A 22,003-nucleotide genomic window follows, 5' to 3' on the forward strand; every position below is an offset into this window, starting at 1 on the left:
CTCAAGAAGGAATTCAGCGTGGAACGTGAAATAATGGAATACGATGTTATTATTGTCGGCGGAGGCCCTGCAGGCTTAACTGCTGCAATTAAATTAAAACAATTAGCTGCCCTTGCTAATACTGATATTAGTGTTTGTATTTTAGAAAAAGGGGCTCAGATAGGAGCTCATATTATTTCAGGCGCTATTCTTGAGCCTAGAAGCCTAAAAGAGTTGCTACCTGACAGCTGGCAAGAAGCACCTCTAAATACGCCTGTTAAGGAAGATACCTTTTATCTCTTTACAGCAAAAAAAGCCATCCGTTTTCCAAAACCGCCACAGATGCATAATGATGGTAATTTTATTATTAGCTTAGGTGAGTTATGTCAATTTTTAGCTAAGAAAGCTGAAGAACTAGGCTGCGAAATCTACCCAGGATTTCCCGCAGCAGATATCCTTTATAACCCGCAGGGTGAAGTCATAGGCGTTGCTACAGGTGATGTTGGAATAGATAAGCAGGGTAATAAAACTGCCAATTATCAACCAGGCATGCATTTACTTGCAAAACAGACACTCTTTGCCGAAGGTTGTCGTGGGCAACTTAGTCAAAACCTGATGAATCGTTTTAACTTAAGGCAAAACGTTCAGCCTCAAACCTATGGCATAGGCATAAAAGAAGTTTGGCAAGTTAAGCCAGAAAAACACCATGAAGGTAAGGTTATACACTCTTTTGGCTGGCCTTTAAATCAGAGAACTTACGGTGGCTCATTCATTTATCATATGGCAAATAATCAAGTTGCGTTAGGTTTTGTCATAGGATTAGATTACGAAAATCCATGGCTTAATCCATTTGGCGAGATGCAACGTTTAAAAACCCATCCATTTATAAGTGAGTTATTAATGGGTGGTGAGCGAATTAGCTATGGCGCTCGTGCGATTAATGAAGGTGGCTGGCAAGCTTTACCAAAACTTACTTTTCCAGGTGGGGCTCTAATTGGTGATGCAGCAGGCTTTTTGAATGTGCCTAAAATTAAAGGGATTCATGCGGCTATGAAATCGGGCTTATTAGCTGCAGAGGCTTGCTTTGAAGCCTTAAAAACAGCTAAAGGAACAGAAAACAAGCCTATGGAATTAACGCTCTATTCGCAAAAATTTAAAGCATCTTGGCTTGCGAATGAATTATATCGTGTTCGTAACATTCGCCCTGGATTTAAATACGGCTTATGGGCAGGTTTAGCTAACGGCGTCTTCGAGACTATTACCCAAGGCTATGTGCCTTGGACTCTAAAACATCGAGCGGATCACACAACTTTACATCCAGCAGATAAAAGTAAAAAAATTGATTACCCTAAACCTGACGGAGTTCTGACTTTTGATCGGCTCTCCTCTGTATTTTTAACTAATACTTATCATGAAGAGAATCAACCTTCTCATCTTAAACTTCGGGAACCCGAGATTGCTATCGACATTAATTATAAATTATATGCTTCGCCAGAAATAAGGTATTGCCCGGCTGGTGTTTATGAAATTATTGAGGAAGAAAGTGGTCCTCGGCTACAGATTAATGCTCAAAACTGCATTCATTGTAAAACATGCGATATTAAAGATCCCAAGCAAAATATTATTTGGACAGCACCCGAAGGAGGTGGCGGCCCTAACTATATTAATATGTGACATCTTTAAGATATTACCTATTAATGTGAAATTAAGATCACCTGAGGTAGTTTTGCAATTTTAAAAAGATCTTCTATCTGCCTTTGGTTAGATTTCTTATTAAACTCTACTGTACCGAGCTTTATAAAAAGTCTAATGATAGGATTTATCAATTAATCTAATAATTCCTACTATCCAAAATTTGCCAGCAAATTAACTTAGCTCATTTGAATTTCATTAGAATAATTAACAATCATTTGAGTAGGCGCTATCGATTTTACTTTATTCATTAAGTCAGGCATCAAACTAGAGAGCCAATTTACCATCGGATCAAAATGTGCATACAATTGTGACTGAGCGCTATATTGTTGATAAGGAAGTGAAGTCATTTTAATGATAACCATAATTAAAGCCACCATAAAAATACCTCTTACAAAACCAAATACCATGCCTAACAATCTATCAGTTCCACTTAAACCTGAGCGCTTTAACAGAAAGCCTAGCAAAGTATTGACTATAGCACCGATAAAAATTGTTATAATAAGTAATGCTACAAAAGTAAGAATATTGCGTGCTGTTTTATCTTGAATATAATTTTGTAGCCATGGATCTAGATAATGCGAATAGCGGAAGGCAACCCAAAGAGCTATAGCCCAAATGCACAGCGCAATTAATTCTTTTACAAAGCCACGAAATAGGCCTGTTAATACGGACAGTAAAATAATACTAATTATTACTAAATCAATCCAATTCCATTGCATAATTAACTAATCCTTGTAGTAACAATAAGCCCCTGCAATTGCATCGCACTTGCTAAACGCTGCTGCAGAACAATTGCTTGTTGCTTTTGACTTAGCTGACCTACTATAACTCGATACGCCACACCATTTTTACCCACTACCTTACGATAAGCAGCTTGATAACCTTTATTTTTTAATTTATTTACTAATGCAATAGCATTACTTTGTTGCGAGAAAGTTCCTAGTTGTACGGCATAATACTTAGAGCCAGTTGGCTTTAAAGATTTATTGGCTTTTGCTAATAAATTTTTTGAACTCTGAACAGGAGCAATATAACTATTAGAAAGCTGCTTCGGAGCAGTAGCTACTGTAACTTTTACTTTAGACGCCGAAGTAGAATCCTGTATCTTAATCTTTTGGGCAGCTACTACTTGATTATTAGGCTTAATTGTTTCTTTGGTAACGATAACAATTGTCGATTTTAAATCATTGAGAGCACTAATAGGCTCAGCTTTTACTTTCACATTTGAAGATTTAATGTCATTTGGAACTGCTGGAATATCAACATGAGCAACTTTCATAGTCTGAAAGACTTGTTGCTTTTCTGGCATGGATAATTTTGGCGTGATAGGTTTTGGCGGTAATTTAATAGAAATAGTTTCATCAAAACGATGGCTAGATTTTTTTATAAGGACAGGAGCAAAAATAGTGCCAATAGACACAATAACCGCAATGCCGATTAATCTATGTTTTAATCGTTCATCAATTATTAATTTCATAGCCATTCCTTAAAGTGCTAAAACTATTATTAAAATAGTTACCCTCATTAAGAGAAGCAGATAAGATTGCGCCTACTATTATAAAAGAGCCAAAAACTACAATTAAATCATGACCCTCTGCCTCTTTACAAGCAGCTTGATATGCCAAAAAGGGACTATTATAACATATATTTAAATTTATTTCGTTAGCAGCTAAAGATGAAATTAATTGCTTAGCCTGCGCTGCTCGCTTTCCGGGTAGTAACGCTGGATACCAATATTGGACATAATCTTTAAGTGGTTTAATCATCCCTATGATATCTTTATCAGCCAATGCTGAAAAAACAGCATGCACCTTTACATTAGAATAATGGGTCATTAAATAATGAGCGAGGTATTGAGCTGCTTGCGGATTGTGTGCAACATCTAAGAGGGTATGACGAGGTTTGGTAATTATTTGAAAACGTCCAGCAAGGTTTATTTTTTTTATTCCATCAACGCACATGTCAGCTTTAATGGGTAATTGTTTTTTTAGGCAAAAAGTAGACATTAATGCTGCAGCAACTGAATTAGGATGAAAGGACGTCTGAGGGATAGTCAGGTTAGTACCTTTAAATGAAAACTTTATTTTCCCATCGGCTATGTGATAACTGTATTCTTGGCCATTGCGATAGATTGGCGCATCACATCTTACCGCTTTATGCAATATACTTTGCGGCGGATTTCTATCAGCATAGATTACAGGTTTATTAGGACGAATAATACCTGCTTTTTCATGACCAATTTTTTCTAATGTATTACCTAAGTAAGCTTGATGATCATAATCAATTGTTGTAATAATTGCTAAATCAGCATCAATGCAATTGACTGCGTCAAGGCGTCCGCCTAGCCCTACTTCAAGGATAATCAAGTCTAAATGATGACGCTTAAAATGCCATAGGGCCGCTAAAGTTGCTACTTCAAAATAAGTTAATGCAATCGCTCCCCGTGCTTTCTCAATCCTATTAAATGCTTCTACCAATTCTAAATCAGTAATAGGTTTTTGATTAACACGAATACGTTCATTAAAATTTATTAAATGAGGCGATGTATAAGTAGCTACTTTATACCCTGCTTGTGTATAAATTGACTCAAGTGCTGCAACTGTAGAGCCTTTTCCATTTGTACCAGCAACAGTAATAATAACTGCATTTAAATTAAGGACATCTAAAACAGTCGCAACTTCATTAATACGCTCTAACCCTAACTGGATAGTTTGCGCGTGACGATGCTCTAAATCATCAAGCCACTGGGATAAATTTTTTCCTTTAGTCATATTACTTATGAGTTAGTTTAGAAATCAACTCTGCAATAGTAGAACGCAGCGCTTTGCGTTCTAAAATCATATCAATGTGACCATGCTCGAGTAAAAATTCGCTACGTTGAAAACCTTCAGGTAGTGTCTGCCGCACTGTTTGTTCAATTACACGTGGCCCAGCAAATCCTATTAAGGCATTGGGTTCAGCGATAATGACATCACCTAAACTTGCAAAACTTGCTGACACACCGCCCATGGTAGGATCCGTTAATACAACGATAAAGGGAAGCTTGGTTTCTGCAAAACGCGCTAAGGCTGCAGAAGTTTTGGCCATCTGCATTAAAGAAAATAATCCTTCTTGCATTCGAGCTCCTCCGCTTGCAGTAAAGCAGATATAAGGTCGATTTTCAGCGGTAGCAGCATTTACTGCTCTAACAAATTTTTCACCAACAGTAGCTCCCATGGAGCCGCCCATAAAGTTAAATTCAAAAGCACTCACCACTACCGGATGAGATTCTAAATTGCCTTTCATAACGATTAAAGCTTCTTTCTCACCTGTAGCTTTCTGCGCTTGACTAATTCTATCTTTATATTTTTTTGAATCTTTAAATTTTAGGCGATCAACAGGTTCTAAATTAGCTGCAATTTCTTCTCGAGGAGATTCATCTAGAAATTGATCTAAGCGTTCTCTTGCGGTGATGCGATGATGATAACTACAAGTTGGGCAAACTGATAAATTTTTTATAAGTTCAGTGCTATACAAAACTGAATTACAACCTTGACATTTTACCCATAAACCTTCTGGCACCCCTTTTTTTTGACTAGATTCTGTCTTAATAATAGAAGGTAATAATTTCTTAAGCCAACTCATAAACTAAACCTATACAAATTGAATGACGATAGTATAACGCGAAATTAAGTTAAAAGTTAGCAGACATTTCAAGCAAACCTTGCCTAAATATTTGTAGAAGCTTTTGCAGCTATTCAACCTATATCACCTGTCTTGATTTAAATTGAACTAATTTCGGCAATATAAGTAGTAAAGAGCTAACACAAGCTCTCGCCGCTATTCCTAAAATGTGAAACTGTAACTTTCAGTAATAATTGATATTATAGATTTAATAGATAAAACTAAAATTTATATAAAACTTTATTTAAGTTTTTCTAAAAAAAGCCGCTAATATCAGTAACCAGCAATATCGGGGTGGTTATGATAAGATTACTTATAATAATTATAACGATGATGGCTTGCTTAAATTCTGGCTGGTCGCTAACCCGCTATGGTGAAACTCTTTGTCACCAGCCCGATTATTTCTGCCTTAAAGTTAAATCTGGAGATAGTTGGGAAAAGCTATTTCCTAATTCCGAAGCACTGGATATTGTCAAGCGAGTGAATCGGATGAATATCAGATTGCGCCCTGGCATGGTCATTGCCATTCCTAAAAATTTAGATAGATTAAGTGTTTATGATGTTTCTCCTTTTCCACGTTATATTGAAGCCAATAATGAAAAAACTATTTACGTTAGTCAACAGAGATTAGCTTGGGCAGCTTATGATGAATCTGGGGAATTAGTTTGGTGGGGGCCAATTTCTTCTGGCCTTGACAGATGCCCGGGTGTTTATGGAGGCTGTACAACACCAACGGGTTCTTTTCGAATTATACGAAAGCAGGACATTGATTGCATTTCAACTGCTTTTCCTATGCGAGCAGATGGTGATAATGGCGGTGCTATAATGCCTTTTTGTATGCACTTTTTTCGCGGTTATGCCCTTCATGGCAGCGATGAAGTTCCAGGCTATCGTGCAAGTCATGGCTGTATCAGAATGTTTACTGAAGATGCGCGTTGGTTAAATGAGGAATTTGTTGACTTGCCAGGCGGAGGAATGCCCGGTACGCGAGTCGTTATCGACTCGCCTAATGGCTAATACTCTATTGCGCCTTTCGTTTTTTTACAATTTATGATATTACCCTTAAAGAAGGGTAAGCCATGCAAAGGGCTATAAATTGCTTATTGTAACATAGTAAAAGAACCTGCAATCCCATGTGCCGCTAGCTGCATTTTAAAAGACTCTGTCATCTTTTTGTCCGCAAAAGGTCCCACTTTAACAATAAAGCGCTCTTGATGCTTTTCAACTAAAATTGGAGAGGGCGTCAATTTAGAAAGTTTTTTTTGCAATAAATTAGCTAAGTCTTTAGAAGAAAATGCACCAGCCTGCACATAGTAATGTGCAAAATCTGATTTACCCGGAAAAGCCAACGCTTCTACTTCCACAGGCGCAGTCCCATGCGGCAATAAACCTAATTTACTGGCCGCTGCATAAGATAAATCAATGATTCGATCTTTGCGAAATGGCCCTCTATCATTAACTTTAACAATAGCTTCACGTCCATTGCTTAAATTTTTTACCCGAACATAAGTAGGAAGAGGCAATGTCTTATGTGCAGCAGTCATGGAATACATATCATAATTTTCGCCACTTGACGTTCGATGACTATGAAATTTAGTACCATACCACGATGCAATACCTCGCGTTTTATAACCCTTAGCCGTTCTTAATACAGAGTATTTACGTCCTTCAACGGCATAGGATTCAGGGTTCCCATAACGGCTTAAGGGTTCATAAACAGGTTTAATCTGCCTAAATTTTGTCGGCGGCGGCCCTGGGGGCGCGGCATCTTTTATACTCGTTGAGATACGGTTATCTATTTGTTTATTTTCAGCAGCCACATTTGTAAACTTAGCTTGTTGCCTTGTCGAATTTTTTATAAAACCTGATTGAGGATAGCAACCAGCTATCATTATTAATGAAATCAAAATCAATACGCGCATTTATTATCACTCTTTAATTTTTTTTAATACTATATACAAAGCTCTATTTGAATAAAATACTTCTCATAGGTAATTGGATGGCTAGTTAAGGCTGTGTTACTATGGCAACATTTGGAATAACGAGTATAAAAATGAGGATTTTACATACTTCCATAAAGTTAGCATTAGCTACATCATTAATATTAAATTCAACTAATTTTTATGCTACTACTTCTCTACCCACTGTAGCATCTTCCCCCGCACAAACAATAGCAAATAAACCTCTTATTACCCCTGCTCCCCCTATTGCCAATGCACAAGCTTTTATATTAATTGATGTTAATAGCGGTAAAATAATTGCTGAGAAAAATAGCGAACAAAAGCTGCCGCCGGCCAGTTTAACTAAAATGATGACGCTTTACGTTATTTCAAATGCCCTACGTAGTGAGCAAATTCATCTCAATGATAATGTGCGTATCAGCCATAATGCCTGGAAAACAGGTGGTTCACGTATGTTTGTAAAAGAAGGTCAAGAAGTTTCTGTTGCAGATCTGCTAAAAGGAATCATCGTTGATTCAGGTAACGATGCATGTGTGGCTATGGCAGAACATCTAGGTGGTAGTGAGACTGGCTTTGCAGAGATTATGAACCAACAGGCTCAATTATTAGGCCTGAAAGATAGCCACTTTACAGATAGTACAGGCTTACCTAATGAAAAATTATATACAACTGCGAAAGATTTAGCGATTTTAGGTAAAGCACTGATTAATGATTTTCCCCAATATTATCATTGGTATAAACAAAAATGGTTTACTTTCAATGGGATCCGTCAACCAAATCGCAATCGTCTATTATGGCGAAATAGTCAAGTTGATGGTGTTAAGACAGGCCATACTAGCGAAGCCGGTTTTTGTCTAGTCTCTTCCGCTAAGCGCGATAATATGCGATTATTAGCAGTTGTTTTAGGTTCACCGAGCGATTCAATTCGTGCTGATGATAGTGAACGTTTATTAAATTACGGCTTTCGTTTTTATGAGACTCATGAATTGTATAAAGCCAATCAAACCGTTTCAGAGTTACCTATTTACAAAGGCAAAAGCAATAAACTTAGTGTAGGACTGTTACACGATCAATTCATAACTATTCCTAATGGCCAATATCAGCGGCTAAGCATTAAAACCGAAATACCATCAACCATTGAAGCGCCTATAAAAAAAGGGGATCGCATTGGCAATTTAGTAGTCAACTTTGATGATAAAGTATTAGAGGCTTATCCTTTATATGCGTTAGAAGATGTTCCAACAGGTGGCTTTTTTACACGATGTAAAGATTCAGTACACCTAATGTTTAAGCACTGGTTTGGTTGAGGATCTTAATGAATTCTGTTGTCTATTTAAATGGTAAATATTGCCCTGCAAATGAGGCAAAAATTTCTATTTTTGACCGGAGTGTTCTTTTTGGTGATGCCATCTATGAAGTAATTCCTGTGTATAACAGCAAACCTTACTTCTTAGATTTGCATTTAGAGCGATTAAGGGCAAACCTTAAAAAGTTAAAGATCAATCTGCCATTTTATAATTGGAATGCCATTTTTTTAGAATTAATCCAGTATAATGGTGGTGGTAATCTCCAATTGTATGTGCAGATTACTCGAGGTAATCAAGGTAGTCGTAAACATGATATTCCTCAAAATATAAGCCCTACCTGTTTTGCTTTCACATTACATAATCCTTACCCCACGCTTGAAGAAAAACGCCGTGGCTTACATGCCAAGTTACTGGAAGATATACGCTGGCTTAGATGCGATATTAAAACAACTTCTCTTATAGGTAACATCTTACTTAATGAAGAAGCCTTATCCGCAGGCGCAAATGTTGCGCTGCTGGCTCGAGATGGCTTTCTTACTGAAGGCAGTGCCACTAATTTCTTTATTGTGGATAAACAGGGCATTATTAAAACACCTCCTTTATCTAATCTTTGCCTACCAGGCATTACTAGACATATTATCATTGAATTAATTACCAAACTTAAGCTACCCTTTATAGAAGGGCCTATTCCAGTTGAGGCTGTTTTTAAAGCGAGTGAGGTTTGGGTAACGAGTACAACAAAAGAAATATATCCTATAACAATTATTGATGGCATACCCGTTGGCAACACTAGCAGTTCTTATTGGGTACAATTACATAATGAATATCAAAGATTAATTAAAGGCTTTAATGACAGATAAACTAATTATTGAATTTCCTTGTGATTTTCCAATTAAAATTATTGGTATTCATTCTGATAATTTTAGTTCTGATATTACAGAAATCATTTTAAAACATTTTCCTAACACAGAAAGTAGCCGGATAGTTTATAAAATGAGTGAAAAAGGTAATTACGCGGCTATTACAGCAACAGTCTATCCAACTTGTCAGGTAGAATTAGATGCGCTTTATCAAGAGCTTACTCAATATCCTGGAATAAAGATGGTGTTATAATGCTCATAATTCGTCATCTAGGCTTGCAAGATTATCTTTCTACTTGGGAAGAGATGAAGCAATTTACCCTTAATCGAGCATCTAAGACCCTTGATGAGTGCTGGCTACTTGAACATTCTCCCGTTTATACGCAAGGACAAGCCGGCAAAGCGGAGCATATTATTAATCCAGGAAATATTCCTATCATACAATCTGATAGGGGGGGCCAAGTAACTTATCACGGTCCAGGTCAAATTGTAGCTTACCTATTAATGGATCTTAACCGGCGAGGCTTAGGCATTCGAACTCTAGTTAACCAATTAGAACAAATTTTAATTTCCTTGCTTGCGAAGTATAATATTTCAGCAGTGAGTCGCGAAAAAGCACCTGGTGTTTATGTTGAGGGAAAGAAAATAGCATCTATTGGCCTGCGTGTAAAAAATAGCTGCACTTACCATGGCATTGCATTAAATGTAAATATGGACTTAACACCTTTTGCTGGCATTAACCCCTGTGGTTTTGTTAAGCTACAAATGACACAAATGCGTGATTATGTACCTGATATCAATTTTGCAGATGTTAATAACAAATTAGTAGAACTATTTTCTAGATCCTTTAATAATTAACAAACTATGCAATTATTTTCAGAATATGTACAACCTGTTACAATTTGGCTTGAGGCACATCCTCATTGGGCATTGCTTTTTACCTTTTTTGTCTCTTTCACTGAATCCTTAGCAATTATTGGCAGTATTATTCCAGGCTCAGTTACGATGACAGCTATTGGTATACTAGCAGGTTCCGGTATTATGCGCGTTGATTTAACTTTGCTAGCCGCTACCTTAGGTGCTATTGCTGGCGATAGCTTTAGCTATTTATTAGGCTATACCTTTAAAGAGCGATTAAGAAATATTTGGCCTTTTAGCAAAAATCCTACCTGGCTCACCTATGGGCAAAATTATTTTCAGCGTCATGGTGGTAAAAGTGTTTTACTTGGACGATTTATAGGCCCACTACGCTCACTTATCCCACTTATTGCCGGTATGATGCATATGACTCAATGGCGTTTTTTTACTGCCAATGTGTTGTCAGCTATTGGCTGGGCTTTATTGTATATCATGCCAGGTGTTTTTATCGGCGCTGCAAGTAGTGAATTATCGCCAGAAATTGCAACACGCTTATTTATAGTTGTTTTAATCTTTCTGGCAGGTTTATGGTTAATTTCAGTGAGTGTAAAGTGGTTAGTTATCCAGCTTAACTATTTTTTACGTATCCAACTACAGGATTTTTGGACTTGGTCGGGAAAACACCCAAAGCTATCTAAATTAATCCAATTTTTAACGCCTCCAGGCGAAAGTAAGCACTATCAAACAGCCTCCTTATGCTTAGGATTTGTCTTAAGTTTTTTTCTTTTTTGCTTATTAAGTTTTTTTGTTATTCAAGGCATAGGCCATAAATCAATTAATGAGCCCATTCATTTCTTTCTACAAAGCTTAAGAACACATCCTTTTGATGTCTATTTTATTAGTCTTAGTCAATTTGTTAGTAACCTTAGTTTATGGGTTCTATTTATCTTCATTTGCTTAATAACAATTTACTATAAAGATAATCGTACCTTTAGATACTGGTTAAGTATTAATCTAATTTGTGCTTTATTATTGTTAATCACCCATTTTTTTATTGAGAATCCAAGGCCGGCTGATCTCTTAGAAATAAAATCAAGCAATTCTTATCCTGCTATTCATTTAACATTCGCTACTGCTCAATTTATGGGAATTATTTTATTTCTCAATAAATATGGCAAATGTCGCTTTAATCAATTTTTAGCTATTTTATTGCCTATTATCTTACTTATGGCAGGGATTGCGTATATTTATCTAGGCGATAATTGGGTTATGGATATACTAGGTGCCTATCTTGCTGGACTAAGTATTACTTTATTTCACTGGCTTTTATATCGACGCCATGGCAAGCCTCTAGGATATAAAGCTTTCTTGTCACCACTCTTATTCTTAATACTGATGTTAGGGACTACCATTTCTTTAATATTTAATTATGAGCCAGCTTTGCGTTCCCACCAAGTGTACCTAGCCCAATATGTTTTAGCAGATGATGTATGGTGGAATCAACAAGAACCTTTGTTACCAATTTATCGTACAAATCGCTTTGGTAAGCGTATTAGTTTATTTAATATTCAATATGCTGGAACATTAAGTCATCTTGAGGCAGCACTAGTAAATGCGGGATGGCGAAAGGAAAATGAATCATTTATTAAATCATTCATTCAGCGTATAAGTGGAGGTCATACTTCCCTAGATTCGCCTCTTATGGCGCAGCTATACTTAAACAGAAAACCAGCGTTAGTCATGACTTATCAGCCTAATCCTGAAAGCCCGGCTGTGATTTTAAGAATTTGGCGCTCAAATTATCATTTAAAAAATCTTCACCAGCCTATTTGGCTTGGATCAGTTAATATTTACTCTGTAGCAAAAGAGCAGACCAATAGTACAGCTGCTATCGATTATGTAAGCGCTTCTTTGACTCATTTTTTACAAAAACGTAATGTTGTACAATTAAGCTTACCTCGCAAATTAAGACGTACACCTTATCCTGTAGAACCTGTTATTTTATTAATTAAGGAAAACCTACCTCTTTCTAAAGAAAGCCATTAGAATTTTTCTTAATGAAGGTAATAGATCAGGAGGTATGACAATGTCTTGGTGAAGAGTTGGATTGGCGCTAAGGGCTGATCACTTACTAATGAAGAAGACTTTCATTATAACTTATCCTTATACTATGATTTTATATTAGATGGACAGAAAGGAAATTAAGATGAATTATATCAGGGATTTTATCCATGTTATTTTGCCATTAATAAGTATACTTCTACTTATATTAGGAATTAGGAATAAATATAAAAGTTACGTTGTTTTAGCACTTTGGGTAAGTATTATTTCTATTGCCCTTCATTATCATCTTGCAGGTGGTGAGATATTAGGTTACTACTTTGACTATGTACAAGCTTTTATTTATTCAATAAATTTATTGACTTTACTGGCGTGTATTATTTTCTTAATTTTTCAATTTAGTAGTCAAATAAGAGTTTTTCGTTATATTAGTAGTCTTCTGGGTGCTATTTCAATTATTGGTATTGGTTTGCTGCTTATCAATCTTTGGATTAATGCCTCATTTATAGAAAACAGAATGCCTGGTACACCTATTCTACAGGTAGCTGCTTTTAAAAAATTAGATTACTGCTCTTACCGTTATGTATTTTACAAAATAAGTCAAGATGGTACATTGAAATTTATGTGCCCTAATCATTATGGCTTAATTCCTTCTGTAGGCGTTTTAACTGCAGCACCCGATTTTATCTTAAGACAGCTACCGCCTAATTTGCAGAGGAAATTTCAAAGTGCACATTTAATAAAGCGCCGTTCTCATGCAACAGTTTAAAGAGTTTTCTTGCTTAACTTGTAAATTTTTATTTAAGTGTAAGGTGCAAGCAATTCACAGAATAACATTTATTAATTAGACCTCTTCCCAAACCGTCAGTGACGAGGCAAGGTCTGTTGTAAATGAGTCTGTCTGAATTGTTTGCCTACAGCAATAAAGTAAAAGGCAGAAGTTATGTTCTATTGTTTAATAAATTTTGATAACATGCTAAAAAGTCTTATTCCCTTAGTGTTATGCGCTTCTTCGTTTTCTTCCTCTTAGCAGTCTTAAGTAGCTTTGTACTTAGTATGGCTCCAAAAATAAATTGGGATAAAGCCGTTGATAATGCCATTATTCGCTATGGGCTTCGTACGGAACCTGAAATGATTCGCTTTTTTAACAAAGCGCATGTTAGCTATCCTCCTAAAGAAATTGCTCTTCTTGCTTTTAAAAAGGAACGAAAAATAGAATTATGGGCAAAAAATGATAATCAACCATGGCGTTTTATTCATAATTATTCTTTAACTGCTTTTAGCGGCCGACTAGGCCCTAAATTAAAGGAGAGAGATGGCCAAATTCCAGAAGGCGTTTACCGCTTAGTTAATTTTAACCCTTTCAGCAATATGCATTTATCGATGATGATCGATTATCCTAACCATTTTGATCGTCTTCAAGCCAGTAAAGATGGTCGACATAATTTAGGTAATAATATTTTTCTGCATGGCAAATCACTTTCAGTAGGATGTCTAGCTGTTGGCGACTGGGCCATCGATCAATTATTTCTTTTAACGCGCCGAGTTGGATTAAGTCACGTTAAACTCATCATAGCCCCTAATGACTTACGAATTGGGAAACCCGCTACTGCAACCTTTGCTCAACCCCGTTGGCTTCCAGAATTATATAAGCAGATTAATACAGCCCTTAATGAATTTCCCAGCTCACGAAAATATATTTAAACTAGATCAAACTATGAAGGATTGTCTATCTTTAGACACTAAGTGCTAATCTCATAATTAATCTTTTATCTGGACCTATTTAAATAATTTTTACTCATGCTCTGGAGACACAACAAAAATCCCAGGCGCATTGCGCAGGTATTCATTATAATCCATACCATAACCAAATATATAATGATCATCTACACGAAGACCAACAAAATCTGCATTTTCCAAGCCATTGGGAACACGTTTATGATGCTTATCGACTAAAACTGCACTATAAACTTTTGTAGCGCCCATTGCTTTAACATCTTTAATAATAGCTGCCAAAGTAAGCCCACCATCAAGAATGTCATCAACAACTAAGACCGTTCGCCCCGTTAGGTTAAGACTTGGTTTCACTTTCCAAACTAAATCACTGGCTTTAATATCACCCTTATAACGAGTAGCATGGACGTAATCCACCTCTAGTGGGAAATCTAGTCTAGGTAATAGATTTCCCATTGGGACTAATCCGCCAATCATAACGCATAAGATGATAGGGTTTTTATCATAAAGCTCTTGATGTATGTTAATCGCCATCCTATCAAGGGCCGCTTCTACCTCTTTAGTTGTATATAAACAAGTAGACTTTTCATAAACTTCTTTAATTTTGCTTGGAATTGACATTTAATGACCTACTACTTTCACAGTTAATTAACGCTTTTCAGGTACAGGAAATAAGCTAATTTTGCTGTCTACTCCCGACTTCTCTTTAACTTTTCCAATTCCTTGTTTACTAACCTCATCTATTCTATAGATAAAGTGCATAGGAATAAATGTCCGTTTGACATTTCCGAACTCAAGCTTTAAACGTTCTTCAGAAGGATCAACAACAAGAGAAGTATTTTCACCAAAAACAAATTCTTCTACTTCAAGAAAGCCAAACAACTCACTTTCACAAATCTTTCGCGCATAAATTTCATAAACCGCATCCTGATTAGCGAAAATTAGACGGTATAAAGATTTTTTGGACATTAAATATAACCAGAAAATTAAATGGCTCCATTATACAGAGAAAACTTATTTTTCCTACCATTGTCTTATCAGGAAAAGGGCTTAACGTTTACAAGTGGGTTGAAGTGAAACTGGAGCAGCATTAGGTATTTCTTTTTCATTACCTTCTAAATGAATAGGTCCAATTAAATTTTCTTCGAGCTTCTGCATAACAAGGCAATAAAAACCAGCAGGAAAAGGTGAAATCATTTTTCCTATTTCATTAAAAATTTCTAACTTTTTTAGCCATTTTTCTGATCGACAAGGCGGCACATAATAGAATGTAGATAAATGACATTGTATATAGCCCCGACGTAACATTGCTCGCTTAACTGATAAAACAGACGTAGGTTTACCTGATAATTCCTTAAAATCTTTTTTATTAGCTTTACGCAACCAACATCCCCATAAACTGATAGGATTTATACCAAAAAAAATAACATAGCCCAATGGCTTAAGCACTCGATCAATTTCATCAAGTATGCTTTTTGAAGTTAAAATATCTAAAGTCAGTGGAGCAATAAGGCAATCAATACTATCCCTATCAAGTGGAATTTGATTAAATAGCATTACAGCAGTAGAAGTATTGTCTAGATAAGGAGTTACCAGCCATTTATGTTGAAACCGAAGCTTGTAAAAGAAATTATCGCCTATACGACCTAATTGCAAGAGTGTATCACCATGTAACAGATCTTTTAGGGGATTTAATTCCGCAAAAAAAGCGTGATTAACCTCGACTCCCTGCTTAGTAGAGCACCAGTCATTTAAAGCATAGAATTTACTTCGCTGTTCCTCTAAAGACAAAATGGGCGTCCTAGACAATAAATTTATCTTTTTACCACAGAGGCTATAAGACAGCAAGCTATACCCTTTAGACATTAGACTTCTTTTACAATGTTAATCAAACAGATTTAACTAAATCATCCCATCTAAACTGGTATGTTTAAAGATACCTATGAAAATTAATAGAGCGCAGAAATAAGGAGAGAAACTATTGTTGCTTGTTTTTGAGATTAAGAGTCTACTATTAACATATCAGCAAACTATTATACAAGAATAATACAGTTAGGTTATTGAATATATTTAAAATTCTTTCTTGCAATTTTTAATTTTGTTATTCTCAATTTATAATTTCTTATCTTTGTTTTAATTTCTTCTCAAAAAACTAAGTAAAATAAAATAAATTAAGGCATAAGTCCTTATTTCTACTTCATATCTTTTATATTTTTAATGCACTCTAGCATAATGTTGTCTAAAATTAATCATAGGATTATAGGAAACCAACTAAGCTATGACAGCAACAGCAGAAGACCAATGCTTGCAAGGAATTGCCCAATTAATGGTGCATGAAAATCTCTTAGATAAGGGTAAAGCCTTAGAGTATCAGCATATTGCTCAAAATAACCGACAAACATTGTTGCAATACCTTGTATCTAATAATATTTTAGAAGCAAAAAGAATAGCCTTAATCATTGCTCAGAATTTTGGTGTTCCTTTATTAGATTTAGACAGCATCGATCCAGACATTATCCCAATTTCACTTGTTAATGATAAGTTAATCGGACGCCACTGCATTATCCCTCTCTATACGCATGGTAATCATTTATATTTAGCAACTGATGATCCAAGTAAACAAACGGCTTTAAAAGAAGTCCAATTTCATACTGGATTACATACTAATGCCATTGTGGTTGAAACAGATAAATTAGCAAAATTAATTGATAAATTTCTTTATGAAAAGGAAAGTGAAGGGCTAGCTAGCTATGGCGCTAGTGACGATAATTATGAAGGCATAGAATTTAATTCAGGTGAAGAAGAACCTGAAGAGAGCGCTCTTAAACAAGAAGATGCACCGATTGTAAGATTTGTAAATAAAATTATTATAGAAGCCATAAAAAAGGGCGTTTCTGATATTCACTTTGAGCCTTTTGAGAAAGATTATCGTATCCGGTATCGCCTAGACGGTATTTTAACCGAAGTAGCAATACCCCCTGTTAGTTTAGCAAGTAGAATAACCTCAAGAATTAAAGTGATGTCTAATTTAGATATTTCAGAAAGACGTGTGCCGCAAGACGGTCGTTTTAAAATGCGGTTATCAAAAACACGTGCTATTGATTTTAGGATTAGTACCTGTCCTACTGTTGGTGGCGAAAAAGTAGTTATGCGTATTCTAGATCCTAGTTCTACCAAGCTAGGCGTTGAATCCTTAGGCTTTAATCCAGTTCAGAAACAGCATTTTTTAAGGACAGTAGAAAAGCCACAAGGTATGATTCTAGTAACAGGTCCAACAGGTAGTGGTAAGACTGTTACTCTTTATACTGCCTTAAATCTTCTTAACACGCACGAGGTGAATATCTCGACTGCTGAAGATCCGGTAGAAATTAAACTTCCAGGGATTAATCAAGTAAATATTAATCCTAAAGCAGGGTTAACCTTCTCTGGAGCATTACGAGCTTTCTTGCGACAAGACCCGGATATTATTATGGTTGGGGAGATAAGAGACTTAGAAACAGCAGAAATTAGCATTAAAGCCGCACAAACTGGACATTTAGTGTTATCTACTATACATACCAACAGTGCTGCAGAAACATTAACTCGTTTGAGTAATATGGGAGTTCCATCATTTAACATTGCAAGCTCAGTGAGCTTAATTATTGCCCAACGTTTAGCACGCCGCTTATGCGATCAGTGTAAGACTATTCGAGATGATTTAACGCTCCAAAGCTTAGTTGAACTTGGATTCACTGAAAATGAAGCCAATACTATTCAATTGTATAAAGCTGTAGGTTGTCATTATTGCTCAAATAAGGGTTATAAAGGCCGAGTAGGGCTCTTTGAAGTGATGCCTATGTCAAAAGAAATTGGTAAGGTTATTATGTCTGGCGGTAATTCATTTGATATTTTACGTCAAGCTCAGGCAGAAGGATTAACGACAATTCATCAGGCAGGACTTGAAAAAATTAAAGAAGGGGTTACAACGCTTGAAGAGGTCAATCGAGTAACAATTGAGTAAAATAGTATGGATAGAAATAAAAACGCAGTAGCTACTTATCGTTGGGAAGGAATAAACCGCTCAGGCCAAAAGGTGAGCGGTTTTATTGAATCAAATAGTATTGCTATTGCCAAAGCTGCCTTAAGAAAACAAGGCATTATCACCAATAAAGTCATTAAAAAACGTAAATCCCTCTTTGACAAAAAGAATCGAAAGATTACTACTGCTGATATTACCGCATTTACCCGTCAATTAGCGACTATGATTAATGCAGGCATACCACTTATACAGTCTTTTGATATTATTGCGCGAGGCCAAACTAATCAAAAAGTTAAGACACTTATTGAAGAAATAAAAAAGGATGTTGAATCTGGCTTAACATTAACAGAAGCTCTAAAGAAACACCCCAAATATTTTAATGAACTTTATTATAACTTAGTTGATGCAGGCGAAAAATCAGGATCACTTGATATTATGCTTGGTAAAATTGCCACTTATAAAGAAAAAATAGAAAAAATTAAGAAGAAAATTAAAAAGGCCCTAACTTACCCTATTGCTGTACTTGTAATAGCCTTTTTAGTTACAGCTGCATTATTAATTTTTGTAGTTCCGCAATTTGAATCGCTATTTAAAGGCTTTGGTGCAGACCTACCGGCCCTAACAAGAGGCGTTATTAGTTTATCTGAATTTTTTCAAGCCTATTGGTATATCATCTTTGGAGTTATTGGTATAAGTATTTATGCTTTCATTCGTGCAAAGAATACTTCCGCTCACTTCGCACATACCATTGATCGCCTAATGCTGAAATTCCCTATTATTGGGCCTATTTTACAAAAGGCAGCTATCGCCCGTTTTGCACGAACATTATCAATTACATTTGCAGCAGGCTTACCCTTAGTCGATGCTTTACGTGTGGTCGCTGGAGCAACAGGTAATATTATTTATGCGCAAGCAACAGATAAAATACGAGAGGAAGTTTCAAACGGCCAACAAATTCGTATAGCTATGGAAAATACACACTTATTTCCCAGCATGGTCGTTCAAATGATTGCTATTGGTGAAGAATCCGGTGCTCTAGAACAAATGCTTGCAAAAGTTGCTGACTTTTATGAAGAAGAAGTTGATAATGCTGTAGATTCCTTAAGTAGCTTAATTGAACCCTTAATTATGTCAATATTAGGAATTCTCGTAGGCGGGTTAGTTGTTGCTATGTACTTACCTATCTTTAAACTAGGCTCAGTGGTTTGATGGTGATATTCGATAATCAATTTATAGAACTAAATAGTCCTTTATTTTATATTCTTGTTGCCTTTTTTTCGCTAATTATCGGCAGTCTGCTTAATGTTATTATTTATCGGCTTCCCTTAATGCTAAAACAAGAGCAATTAGCTGATTGCGCTTATTTATTAAACTTACCTGAAGTAAAAAGTAAAAATATTAATCTTTTTATACCTCGTTCATTTTGCCCTAACTGTCATAACACAATTAAAGCCATTCATAATATTCCTTTAATTAGCTACCTTTTTTTACGCGGTCATTGCCACTTTTGCCACACATCTATTCCTTGGTGCTATCCCCTAATTGAATTATCAAGTATGTTGTTAGCTCTCTATGCAAGTTGGCATTTTGGCTTCAATCTTTCTCTAGTCTTTGCTTTATTTTTTATTTGGATAAACATTTGTTTAATTTTTATTGATCTCGACCATCAATTATTACCTGACAGCTTAACTTTACTTTTATTATGGCTTGGTTTGATTGCCAATACGCAAAATTTATTTATATCTTTACCTAATGCTGTGCTAAGTGCAGCTGGCGCTTACTTAATATTGTGGGTGTTAATAAAAGCCTATTATCTTATTACAGGCAAAATTGGCATGGGCCATGGCGATTTTAAATTGTTTGCAGCTTTCGGAGCATGGTTTGGCTGGACAGCGCTACCCTTAATACTTTTATTCTCATCCATTACCGGTACTATTGTCGGTTTAATTTATTTAAATTTAAAGAGACAATCTAGAAATACGCCTATTCCTTTTGGGCCATTTCTTTGTATTGCTGGACTTATTACCTTGTTTTGGGGACAAAAAATCCTTACTTGGTATCTAAGTTATTGGCATTAATTTAGCTATCCTTATAAAAATCATTTAATCTAAATTTGCCTTCAACTTTTATTACGATGTTTTGCTAGTGCCGAGAAGAATTCGGGTTTATTAAGCCCTATTGCTGCAAAAATTTGGGGTACTTTATCCCAGCTATTTTCTTTATCAATGCTGTCAACGATGAGGTCAAACCCCTTCCTCTTATCAGAATCAACTCCCCAGCCATTGATATAGCAAAGGCCTCGTAGGCGTTTTGCTTCAATATGGCCTAAATTATCTGCAGCCAATAAATAAGCATGAGCTTCTTCATATAATTGTTGCTGCTGACGTTTATTACTTGGGTTTGCAAATAATTCTTCCTGCTCAAGTTGCTCTCGAAACTTTCCTTCTTCAAGAAGTTTACTGCCTAAGGTATACTGTGCTTCAACAGAATCTAAAGAGGCTGCGGCACGAAAACACTCATTTACCATTAATTCTGCAAAAGGAAACTTTTTTCTATTCTTTATCGATTGATGAATTTTCGCCAGATTTATATACAGACTAATTTCTTTTGCGATAGCCTCGTCAGATGTTGGATTGAGTAAACGATCATGTTTCAAAGCCTTAAGCTTTTTTTTGATTGATCTGATAGTATATCGAGTAAAAAAATTCATGAGTAACTCCTACTAAGTTGGCGGAGGCACAGAAAGTAACCAATGTAAGGTATATACCCCGCTAATAACAAGCACTATAAAAATTAATATTTGTACAATAACTAATAGTCCTTCTCTGCTGCTGTTTTTTACAGCTTTTTTTCTAAGGTCACTTTCTGTGGTAGTAAAACCATATAATTCATTTTCAATAGAATTTGAGGTTAGATAGGCAATAAGAGTAGCCAAAATAGCTGGCAGGAAAAAAATTAAAAAAACAACAGTATTGGCGCCTACATCGGTAAAATTATAATGTTGTTTAAGATCTTCACTCCAAATATAAATGAAAGATGGCACATTATAGTTAAGTTTCCAAATTAAATTAGGTAAAATAAAAAGCGCAAAAAGAAATAAAGATAAACCAGCAACTAAGCTAATTATACTAATAATAAATAAAGTTTTATTATGCTGATATCTGTCATGTTCCATAATTTTTTAACCTACAACCTTTAATTAACTTAATCAAAAATTGTATAGCCTATTTCTACCTCTAATAACTTAATTATTGTCTCTATTTGCTTTTTTGTAATTCTATTTATTGATAAAGGAGGTAATTTATCGAGATTAAAAAAGCCAATATCAATAATTTCATGATCATTGGCAAACTGACCCCCAAGTATTTCACACTCAAAGATACACTTATAAGTGTATGGCCAGTGTGGCGGATGATCATGCCGCGCTGTATCCCATAAAGCTAACAGCCTTGTAGCTCTACAAAGCAGCCCTGTTTCTTCCTGCACTTCTTTTACAATACATTCTGAAGGTGATAAATTAATGTCAGCCCAGCCACCTGGCAAGGACCATTTGCCATCTTGCTTTTCTTGCACTAATAATAATTGATTCTCTTTAATAATCACTGCCCTAACATCAATCTTAGGTGAAGCATAACCGGATTCAGCTAAAAACTTTACTTTCAGTGCGCTTGCCTCTTCATCTTTTAGAGTAAATAATTTTGCTGATACTGCCATTAATTGTTTATAGCGCTCTCTATCATAAATATTATTACAATAAGCCAACCCTGTTTGAGCAATAGCTTGTATCTCATTTGCAATAGCTAATAAATTTTTAGTATTTAAGAGGGTTTCTTTCATAGTTAATTTAAGTAACTTACCCTATTAGAT

The 22,003-nt window shown here is 35.7% G+C and carries 23 protein-coding genes; 12 read left to right on the forward strand and 11 right to left on the reverse strand.

Annotated elements, in window-relative coordinates; genetic code table 11:
- Positions 1-18: 18 nt before the first annotated feature.
- A complete protein-coding gene (locus ACQUW5_RS01640; RefSeq protein ID WP_444989370.1) occupies positions 19-1,653 on the forward strand; it encodes an electron transfer flavoprotein-ubiquinone oxidoreductase in 1,635 nt (544 codons plus the stop codon).
- 197 nt (positions 1,654-1,850) lie between these two features.
- On the opposite strand, the gene ACQUW5_RS01645 is transcribed toward ACQUW5_RS01640, so the two are convergent.
- From ACQUW5_RS01645 to accD, 4 genes are read right to left on the reverse strand one after another with little or no spacing between them, the layout of a single operon-like run.
- The gene (locus ACQUW5_RS01645; RefSeq protein ID WP_444989372.1) at positions 1,851-2,393 is read right to left on the reverse strand and encodes a CvpA family protein; all 543 of its coding nucleotides are present in this window, start codon (positions 2,391-2,393) and stop codon (positions 1,851-1,853) included.
- 2 nt (positions 2,394-2,395) lie between these two features.
- Positions 2,396-3,151, reverse strand: a complete 756-nt coding sequence (locus tag ACQUW5_RS01650) for an SPOR domain-containing protein (protein ID WP_444989374.1) — start codon at positions 3,149-3,151, stop codon at positions 2,396-2,398.
- A complete protein-coding gene (folC, locus tag ACQUW5_RS01655) occupies positions 3,135-4,445 on the reverse strand; it encodes a bifunctional tetrahydrofolate synthase/dihydrofolate synthase (RefSeq protein ID WP_444989375.1) in 1,311 nt (436 codons plus the stop codon). Before folC ends, ACQUW5_RS01650 begins: the two co-directional genes overlap by 17 nt.
- Before the next feature lies 1 nt (position 4,446).
- Positions 4,447-5,298: an acetyl-CoA carboxylase, carboxyltransferase subunit beta gene (accD, locus tag ACQUW5_RS01660; protein ID WP_444989377.1), complete on the reverse strand. Its 852-nt coding sequence runs from the start codon at positions 5,296-5,298 to the stop codon at positions 4,447-4,449.
- A 369-nt stretch (positions 5,299-5,667) separates the two neighbouring features.
- Between accD and ACQUW5_RS01665 the strand changes: the two genes are divergently transcribed.
- A complete protein-coding gene (locus ACQUW5_RS01665; protein WP_444989608.1) occupies positions 5,668-6,354 on the forward strand; it encodes a L,D-transpeptidase in 687 nt (228 codons plus the stop codon).
- A gap of 83 nt (positions 6,355-6,437) precedes the next feature.
- On the opposite strand, the gene ACQUW5_RS01670 is transcribed toward ACQUW5_RS01665, so the two are convergent.
- Positions 6,438-7,259 carry a septal ring lytic transglycosylase RlpA family protein gene (locus tag ACQUW5_RS01670; RefSeq protein WP_444989379.1) on the reverse strand — a complete coding sequence of 274 codons (822 nt, stop codon included), beginning with the start codon at positions 7,257-7,259 and terminating at the stop codon, positions 6,438-6,440.
- Positions 7,260-7,360: 101 nt separating this feature from the next.
- On the opposite strand from ACQUW5_RS01670, the gene ACQUW5_RS01675 reads away from it, so the two are divergent.
- From ACQUW5_RS01675 to ACQUW5_RS01705, 7 genes are all read left to right on the forward strand, one after another.
- Positions 7,361-8,605, forward strand: a complete 1,245-nt coding sequence (locus ACQUW5_RS01675; RefSeq protein ID WP_444989381.1) for a D-alanyl-D-alanine carboxypeptidase family protein — start codon at positions 7,361-7,363, stop codon at positions 8,603-8,605.
- Between the two features lie 8 nt (positions 8,606-8,613).
- Positions 8,614-9,465, forward strand: coding sequence for a D-amino acid aminotransferase (locus ACQUW5_RS01680; protein WP_444989383.1), 852 nt, complete (start codon positions 8,614-8,616; stop codon positions 9,463-9,465).
- Positions 9,455-9,718, forward strand: a complete 264-nt coding sequence (locus tag ACQUW5_RS01685) for a YbeD family protein (RefSeq protein ID WP_444989385.1) — start codon at positions 9,455-9,457, stop codon at positions 9,716-9,718. The genes ACQUW5_RS01680 and ACQUW5_RS01685 overlap by 11 nt, the downstream gene beginning before the upstream one ends.
- Positions 9,718-10,323: a lipoyl(octanoyl) transferase LipB gene (gene lipB / locus ACQUW5_RS01690; protein WP_444989387.1), complete on the forward strand. Its 606-nt coding sequence runs from the start codon at positions 9,718-9,720 to the stop codon at positions 10,321-10,323. The genes ACQUW5_RS01685 and lipB overlap by 1 nt, the downstream gene beginning before the upstream one ends.
- Positions 10,324-10,329: 6 nt before the next feature.
- Complete coding sequence (locus tag ACQUW5_RS01695; RefSeq protein ID WP_444989389.1) at positions 10,330-12,369, forward strand: VTT domain-containing protein; 2,040 nt, start codon at positions 10,330-10,332, stop codon at positions 12,367-12,369.
- Between the two features lie 160 nt (positions 12,370-12,529).
- A complete protein-coding gene (locus ACQUW5_RS01700) occupies positions 12,530-13,153 on the forward strand; it encodes a type I secretion system protein LssZ (protein ID WP_444989390.1) in 624 nt (207 codons plus the stop codon).
- 287 nt (positions 13,154-13,440) lie between these two features.
- Positions 13,441-14,088: a L,D-transpeptidase family protein gene (locus ACQUW5_RS01705; RefSeq protein WP_444989392.1), complete on the forward strand. Its 648-nt coding sequence runs from the start codon at positions 13,441-13,443 to the stop codon at positions 14,086-14,088.
- Positions 14,089-14,178: 90 nt separating this feature from the next.
- On the opposite strand, the gene ACQUW5_RS01710 is transcribed toward ACQUW5_RS01705, so the two are convergent.
- From ACQUW5_RS01710 to ACQUW5_RS01720, 3 genes are all read right to left on the reverse strand, one after another.
- A complete protein-coding gene (locus ACQUW5_RS01710) occupies positions 14,179-14,739 on the reverse strand; it encodes a hypoxanthine-guanine phosphoribosyltransferase (protein WP_444989394.1) in 561 nt (186 codons plus the stop codon).
- Positions 14,740-14,766: 27 nt separating this feature from the next.
- Positions 14,767-15,087 carry a DUF1820 family protein gene (locus tag ACQUW5_RS01715; protein ID WP_444989396.1) on the reverse strand — a complete coding sequence of 107 codons (321 nt, stop codon included), beginning with the start codon at positions 15,085-15,087 and terminating at the stop codon, positions 14,767-14,769.
- A gap of 81 nt (positions 15,088-15,168) precedes the next feature.
- Complete coding sequence (locus ACQUW5_RS01720; protein WP_444989397.1) at positions 15,169-15,984, reverse strand: methyltransferase domain-containing protein; 816 nt, start codon at positions 15,982-15,984, stop codon at positions 15,169-15,171.
- A gap of 412 nt (positions 15,985-16,396) precedes the next feature.
- Here ACQUW5_RS01720 and pilB point away from each other — a divergent pair, with 412 nt between their 5' ends.
- From pilB to ACQUW5_RS01735, 3 genes are read left to right on the forward strand one after another with little or no spacing between them, the layout of a single operon-like run.
- Positions 16,397-18,118: a type IV-A pilus assembly ATPase PilB gene (pilB, locus tag ACQUW5_RS01725; protein ID WP_444989399.1), complete on the forward strand. Its 1,722-nt coding sequence runs from the start codon at positions 16,397-16,399 to the stop codon at positions 18,116-18,118.
- Between the two features lie 6 nt (positions 18,119-18,124).
- Complete coding sequence (locus ACQUW5_RS01730) at positions 18,125-19,345, forward strand: type II secretion system F family protein (protein WP_444989401.1); 1,221 nt, start codon at positions 18,125-18,127, stop codon at positions 19,343-19,345.
- Entirely contained in the window at positions 19,345-20,214 is an 870-nt protein-coding gene (locus ACQUW5_RS01735; protein WP_444989402.1) for a prepilin peptidase, read from the forward strand. Before ACQUW5_RS01730 ends, ACQUW5_RS01735 begins: the two co-directional genes overlap by 1 nt.
- A gap of 41 nt (positions 20,215-20,255) precedes the next feature.
- On the opposite strand, the gene ACQUW5_RS01740 is transcribed toward ACQUW5_RS01735, so the two are convergent.
- Genes ACQUW5_RS01740 through ACQUW5_RS01750 form a run of 3 tightly spaced genes read right to left on the reverse strand, consistent with a single transcriptional unit; the run spans position 20,256 to position 21,973 of the window.
- A complete protein-coding gene (locus tag ACQUW5_RS01740; protein WP_444989404.1) occupies positions 20,256-20,846 on the reverse strand; it encodes an SEL1-like repeat protein in 591 nt (196 codons plus the stop codon).
- Between the two features lie 12 nt (positions 20,847-20,858).
- On the reverse strand, positions 20,859-21,311 hold the full coding sequence (locus ACQUW5_RS01745; RefSeq protein WP_444989406.1) for a hypothetical protein: 453 nt from the start codon (positions 21,309-21,311) through the stop codon (positions 20,859-20,861).
- Between the two features lie 29 nt (positions 21,312-21,340).
- Positions 21,341-21,973, reverse strand: coding sequence for an NUDIX hydrolase (locus ACQUW5_RS01750; protein ID WP_444989408.1), 633 nt, complete (start codon positions 21,971-21,973; stop codon positions 21,341-21,343).
- Between the last annotated feature and the right edge of the window lie 30 nt (positions 21,974-22,003).

It is taken from the genome of Legionella pelazae (assembly GCF_052527395.1).

Bases quoted from the DNA above. Each gene is read 5' to 3' on its own strand.
- folC (WP_444989375.1), bottom strand. From the start codon at position 4,445: ATGACTAAAGGAAAAAATTTATCCCAGTGGCTTGATGATTTAGAGCAT.
- ACQUW5_RS01685 (WP_444989385.1), top strand. From the start codon at position 9,455: ATGACAGATAAACTAATTATTGAATTTCCTTGTGATTTTCCAATTAAA.
- accD (WP_444989377.1), bottom strand. From the start codon at position 5,298: ATGAGTTGGCTTAAGAAATTATTACCTTCTATTATTAAGACAGAATCT.
- ACQUW5_RS01740 (WP_444989404.1), bottom strand. From the start codon at position 20,846: ATGAATTTTTTTACTCGATATACTATCAGATCAATCAAAAAAAAGCTT.
- ACQUW5_RS01720 (WP_444989397.1), bottom strand. From the start codon at position 15,984: ATGTCTAAAGGGTATAGCTTGCTGTCTTATAGCCTCTGTGGTAAAAAG.
- ACQUW5_RS01745 (WP_444989406.1), bottom strand. From the start codon at position 21,311: ATGGAACATGACAGATATCAGCATAATAAAACTTTATTTATTATTAGT.
- ACQUW5_RS01670 (WP_444989379.1), bottom strand. From the start codon at position 7,259: ATGCGCGTATTGATTTTGATTTCATTAATAATGATAGCTGGTTGCTAT.
- ACQUW5_RS01750 (WP_444989408.1), bottom strand. From the start codon at position 21,973: ATGAAAGAAACCCTCTTAAATACTAAAAATTTATTAGCTATTGCAAAT.
- ACQUW5_RS01735 (WP_444989402.1), top strand. From the start codon at position 19,345: ATGGTGATATTCGATAATCAATTTATAGAACTAAATAGTCCTTTATTT.
- ACQUW5_RS01675 (WP_444989381.1), top strand. From the start codon at position 7,361: ATGGCAACATTTGGAATAACGAGTATAAAAATGAGGATTTTACATACT.
- ACQUW5_RS01645 (WP_444989372.1), bottom strand. From the start codon at position 2,393: ATGCAATGGAATTGGATTGATTTAGTAATAATTAGTATTATTTTACTG.
- ACQUW5_RS01695 (WP_444989389.1), top strand. From the start codon at position 10,330: ATGCAATTATTTTCAGAATATGTACAACCTGTTACAATTTGGCTTGAG.
- lipB (WP_444989387.1), top strand. From the start codon at position 9,718: ATGCTCATAATTCGTCATCTAGGCTTGCAAGATTATCTTTCTACTTGG.
- ACQUW5_RS01730 (WP_444989401.1), top strand. From the start codon at position 18,125: ATGGATAGAAATAAAAACGCAGTAGCTACTTATCGTTGGGAAGGAATA.
- ACQUW5_RS01705 (WP_444989392.1), top strand. From the start codon at position 13,441: ATGGCTCCAAAAATAAATTGGGATAAAGCCGTTGATAATGCCATTATT.
- ACQUW5_RS01710 (WP_444989394.1), bottom strand. From the start codon at position 14,739: ATGTCAATTCCAAGCAAAATTAAAGAAGTTTATGAAAAGTCTACTTGT.
- ACQUW5_RS01650 (WP_444989374.1), bottom strand. From the start codon at position 3,151: ATGAAATTAATAATTGATGAACGATTAAAACATAGATTAATCGGCATT.
- pilB (WP_444989399.1), top strand. From the start codon at position 16,397: ATGACAGCAACAGCAGAAGACCAATGCTTGCAAGGAATTGCCCAATTA.
- ACQUW5_RS01680 (WP_444989383.1), top strand. From the start codon at position 8,614: ATGAATTCTGTTGTCTATTTAAATGGTAAATATTGCCCTGCAAATGAG.
- ACQUW5_RS01700 (WP_444989390.1), top strand. From the start codon at position 12,530: ATGAATTATATCAGGGATTTTATCCATGTTATTTTGCCATTAATAAGT.
- ACQUW5_RS01665 (WP_444989608.1), top strand. From the start codon at position 5,668: ATGATGGCTTGCTTAAATTCTGGCTGGTCGCTAACCCGCTATGGTGAA.
- ACQUW5_RS01715 (WP_444989396.1), bottom strand. From the start codon at position 15,087: ATGTCCAAAAAATCTTTATACCGTCTAATTTTCGCTAATCAGGATGCG.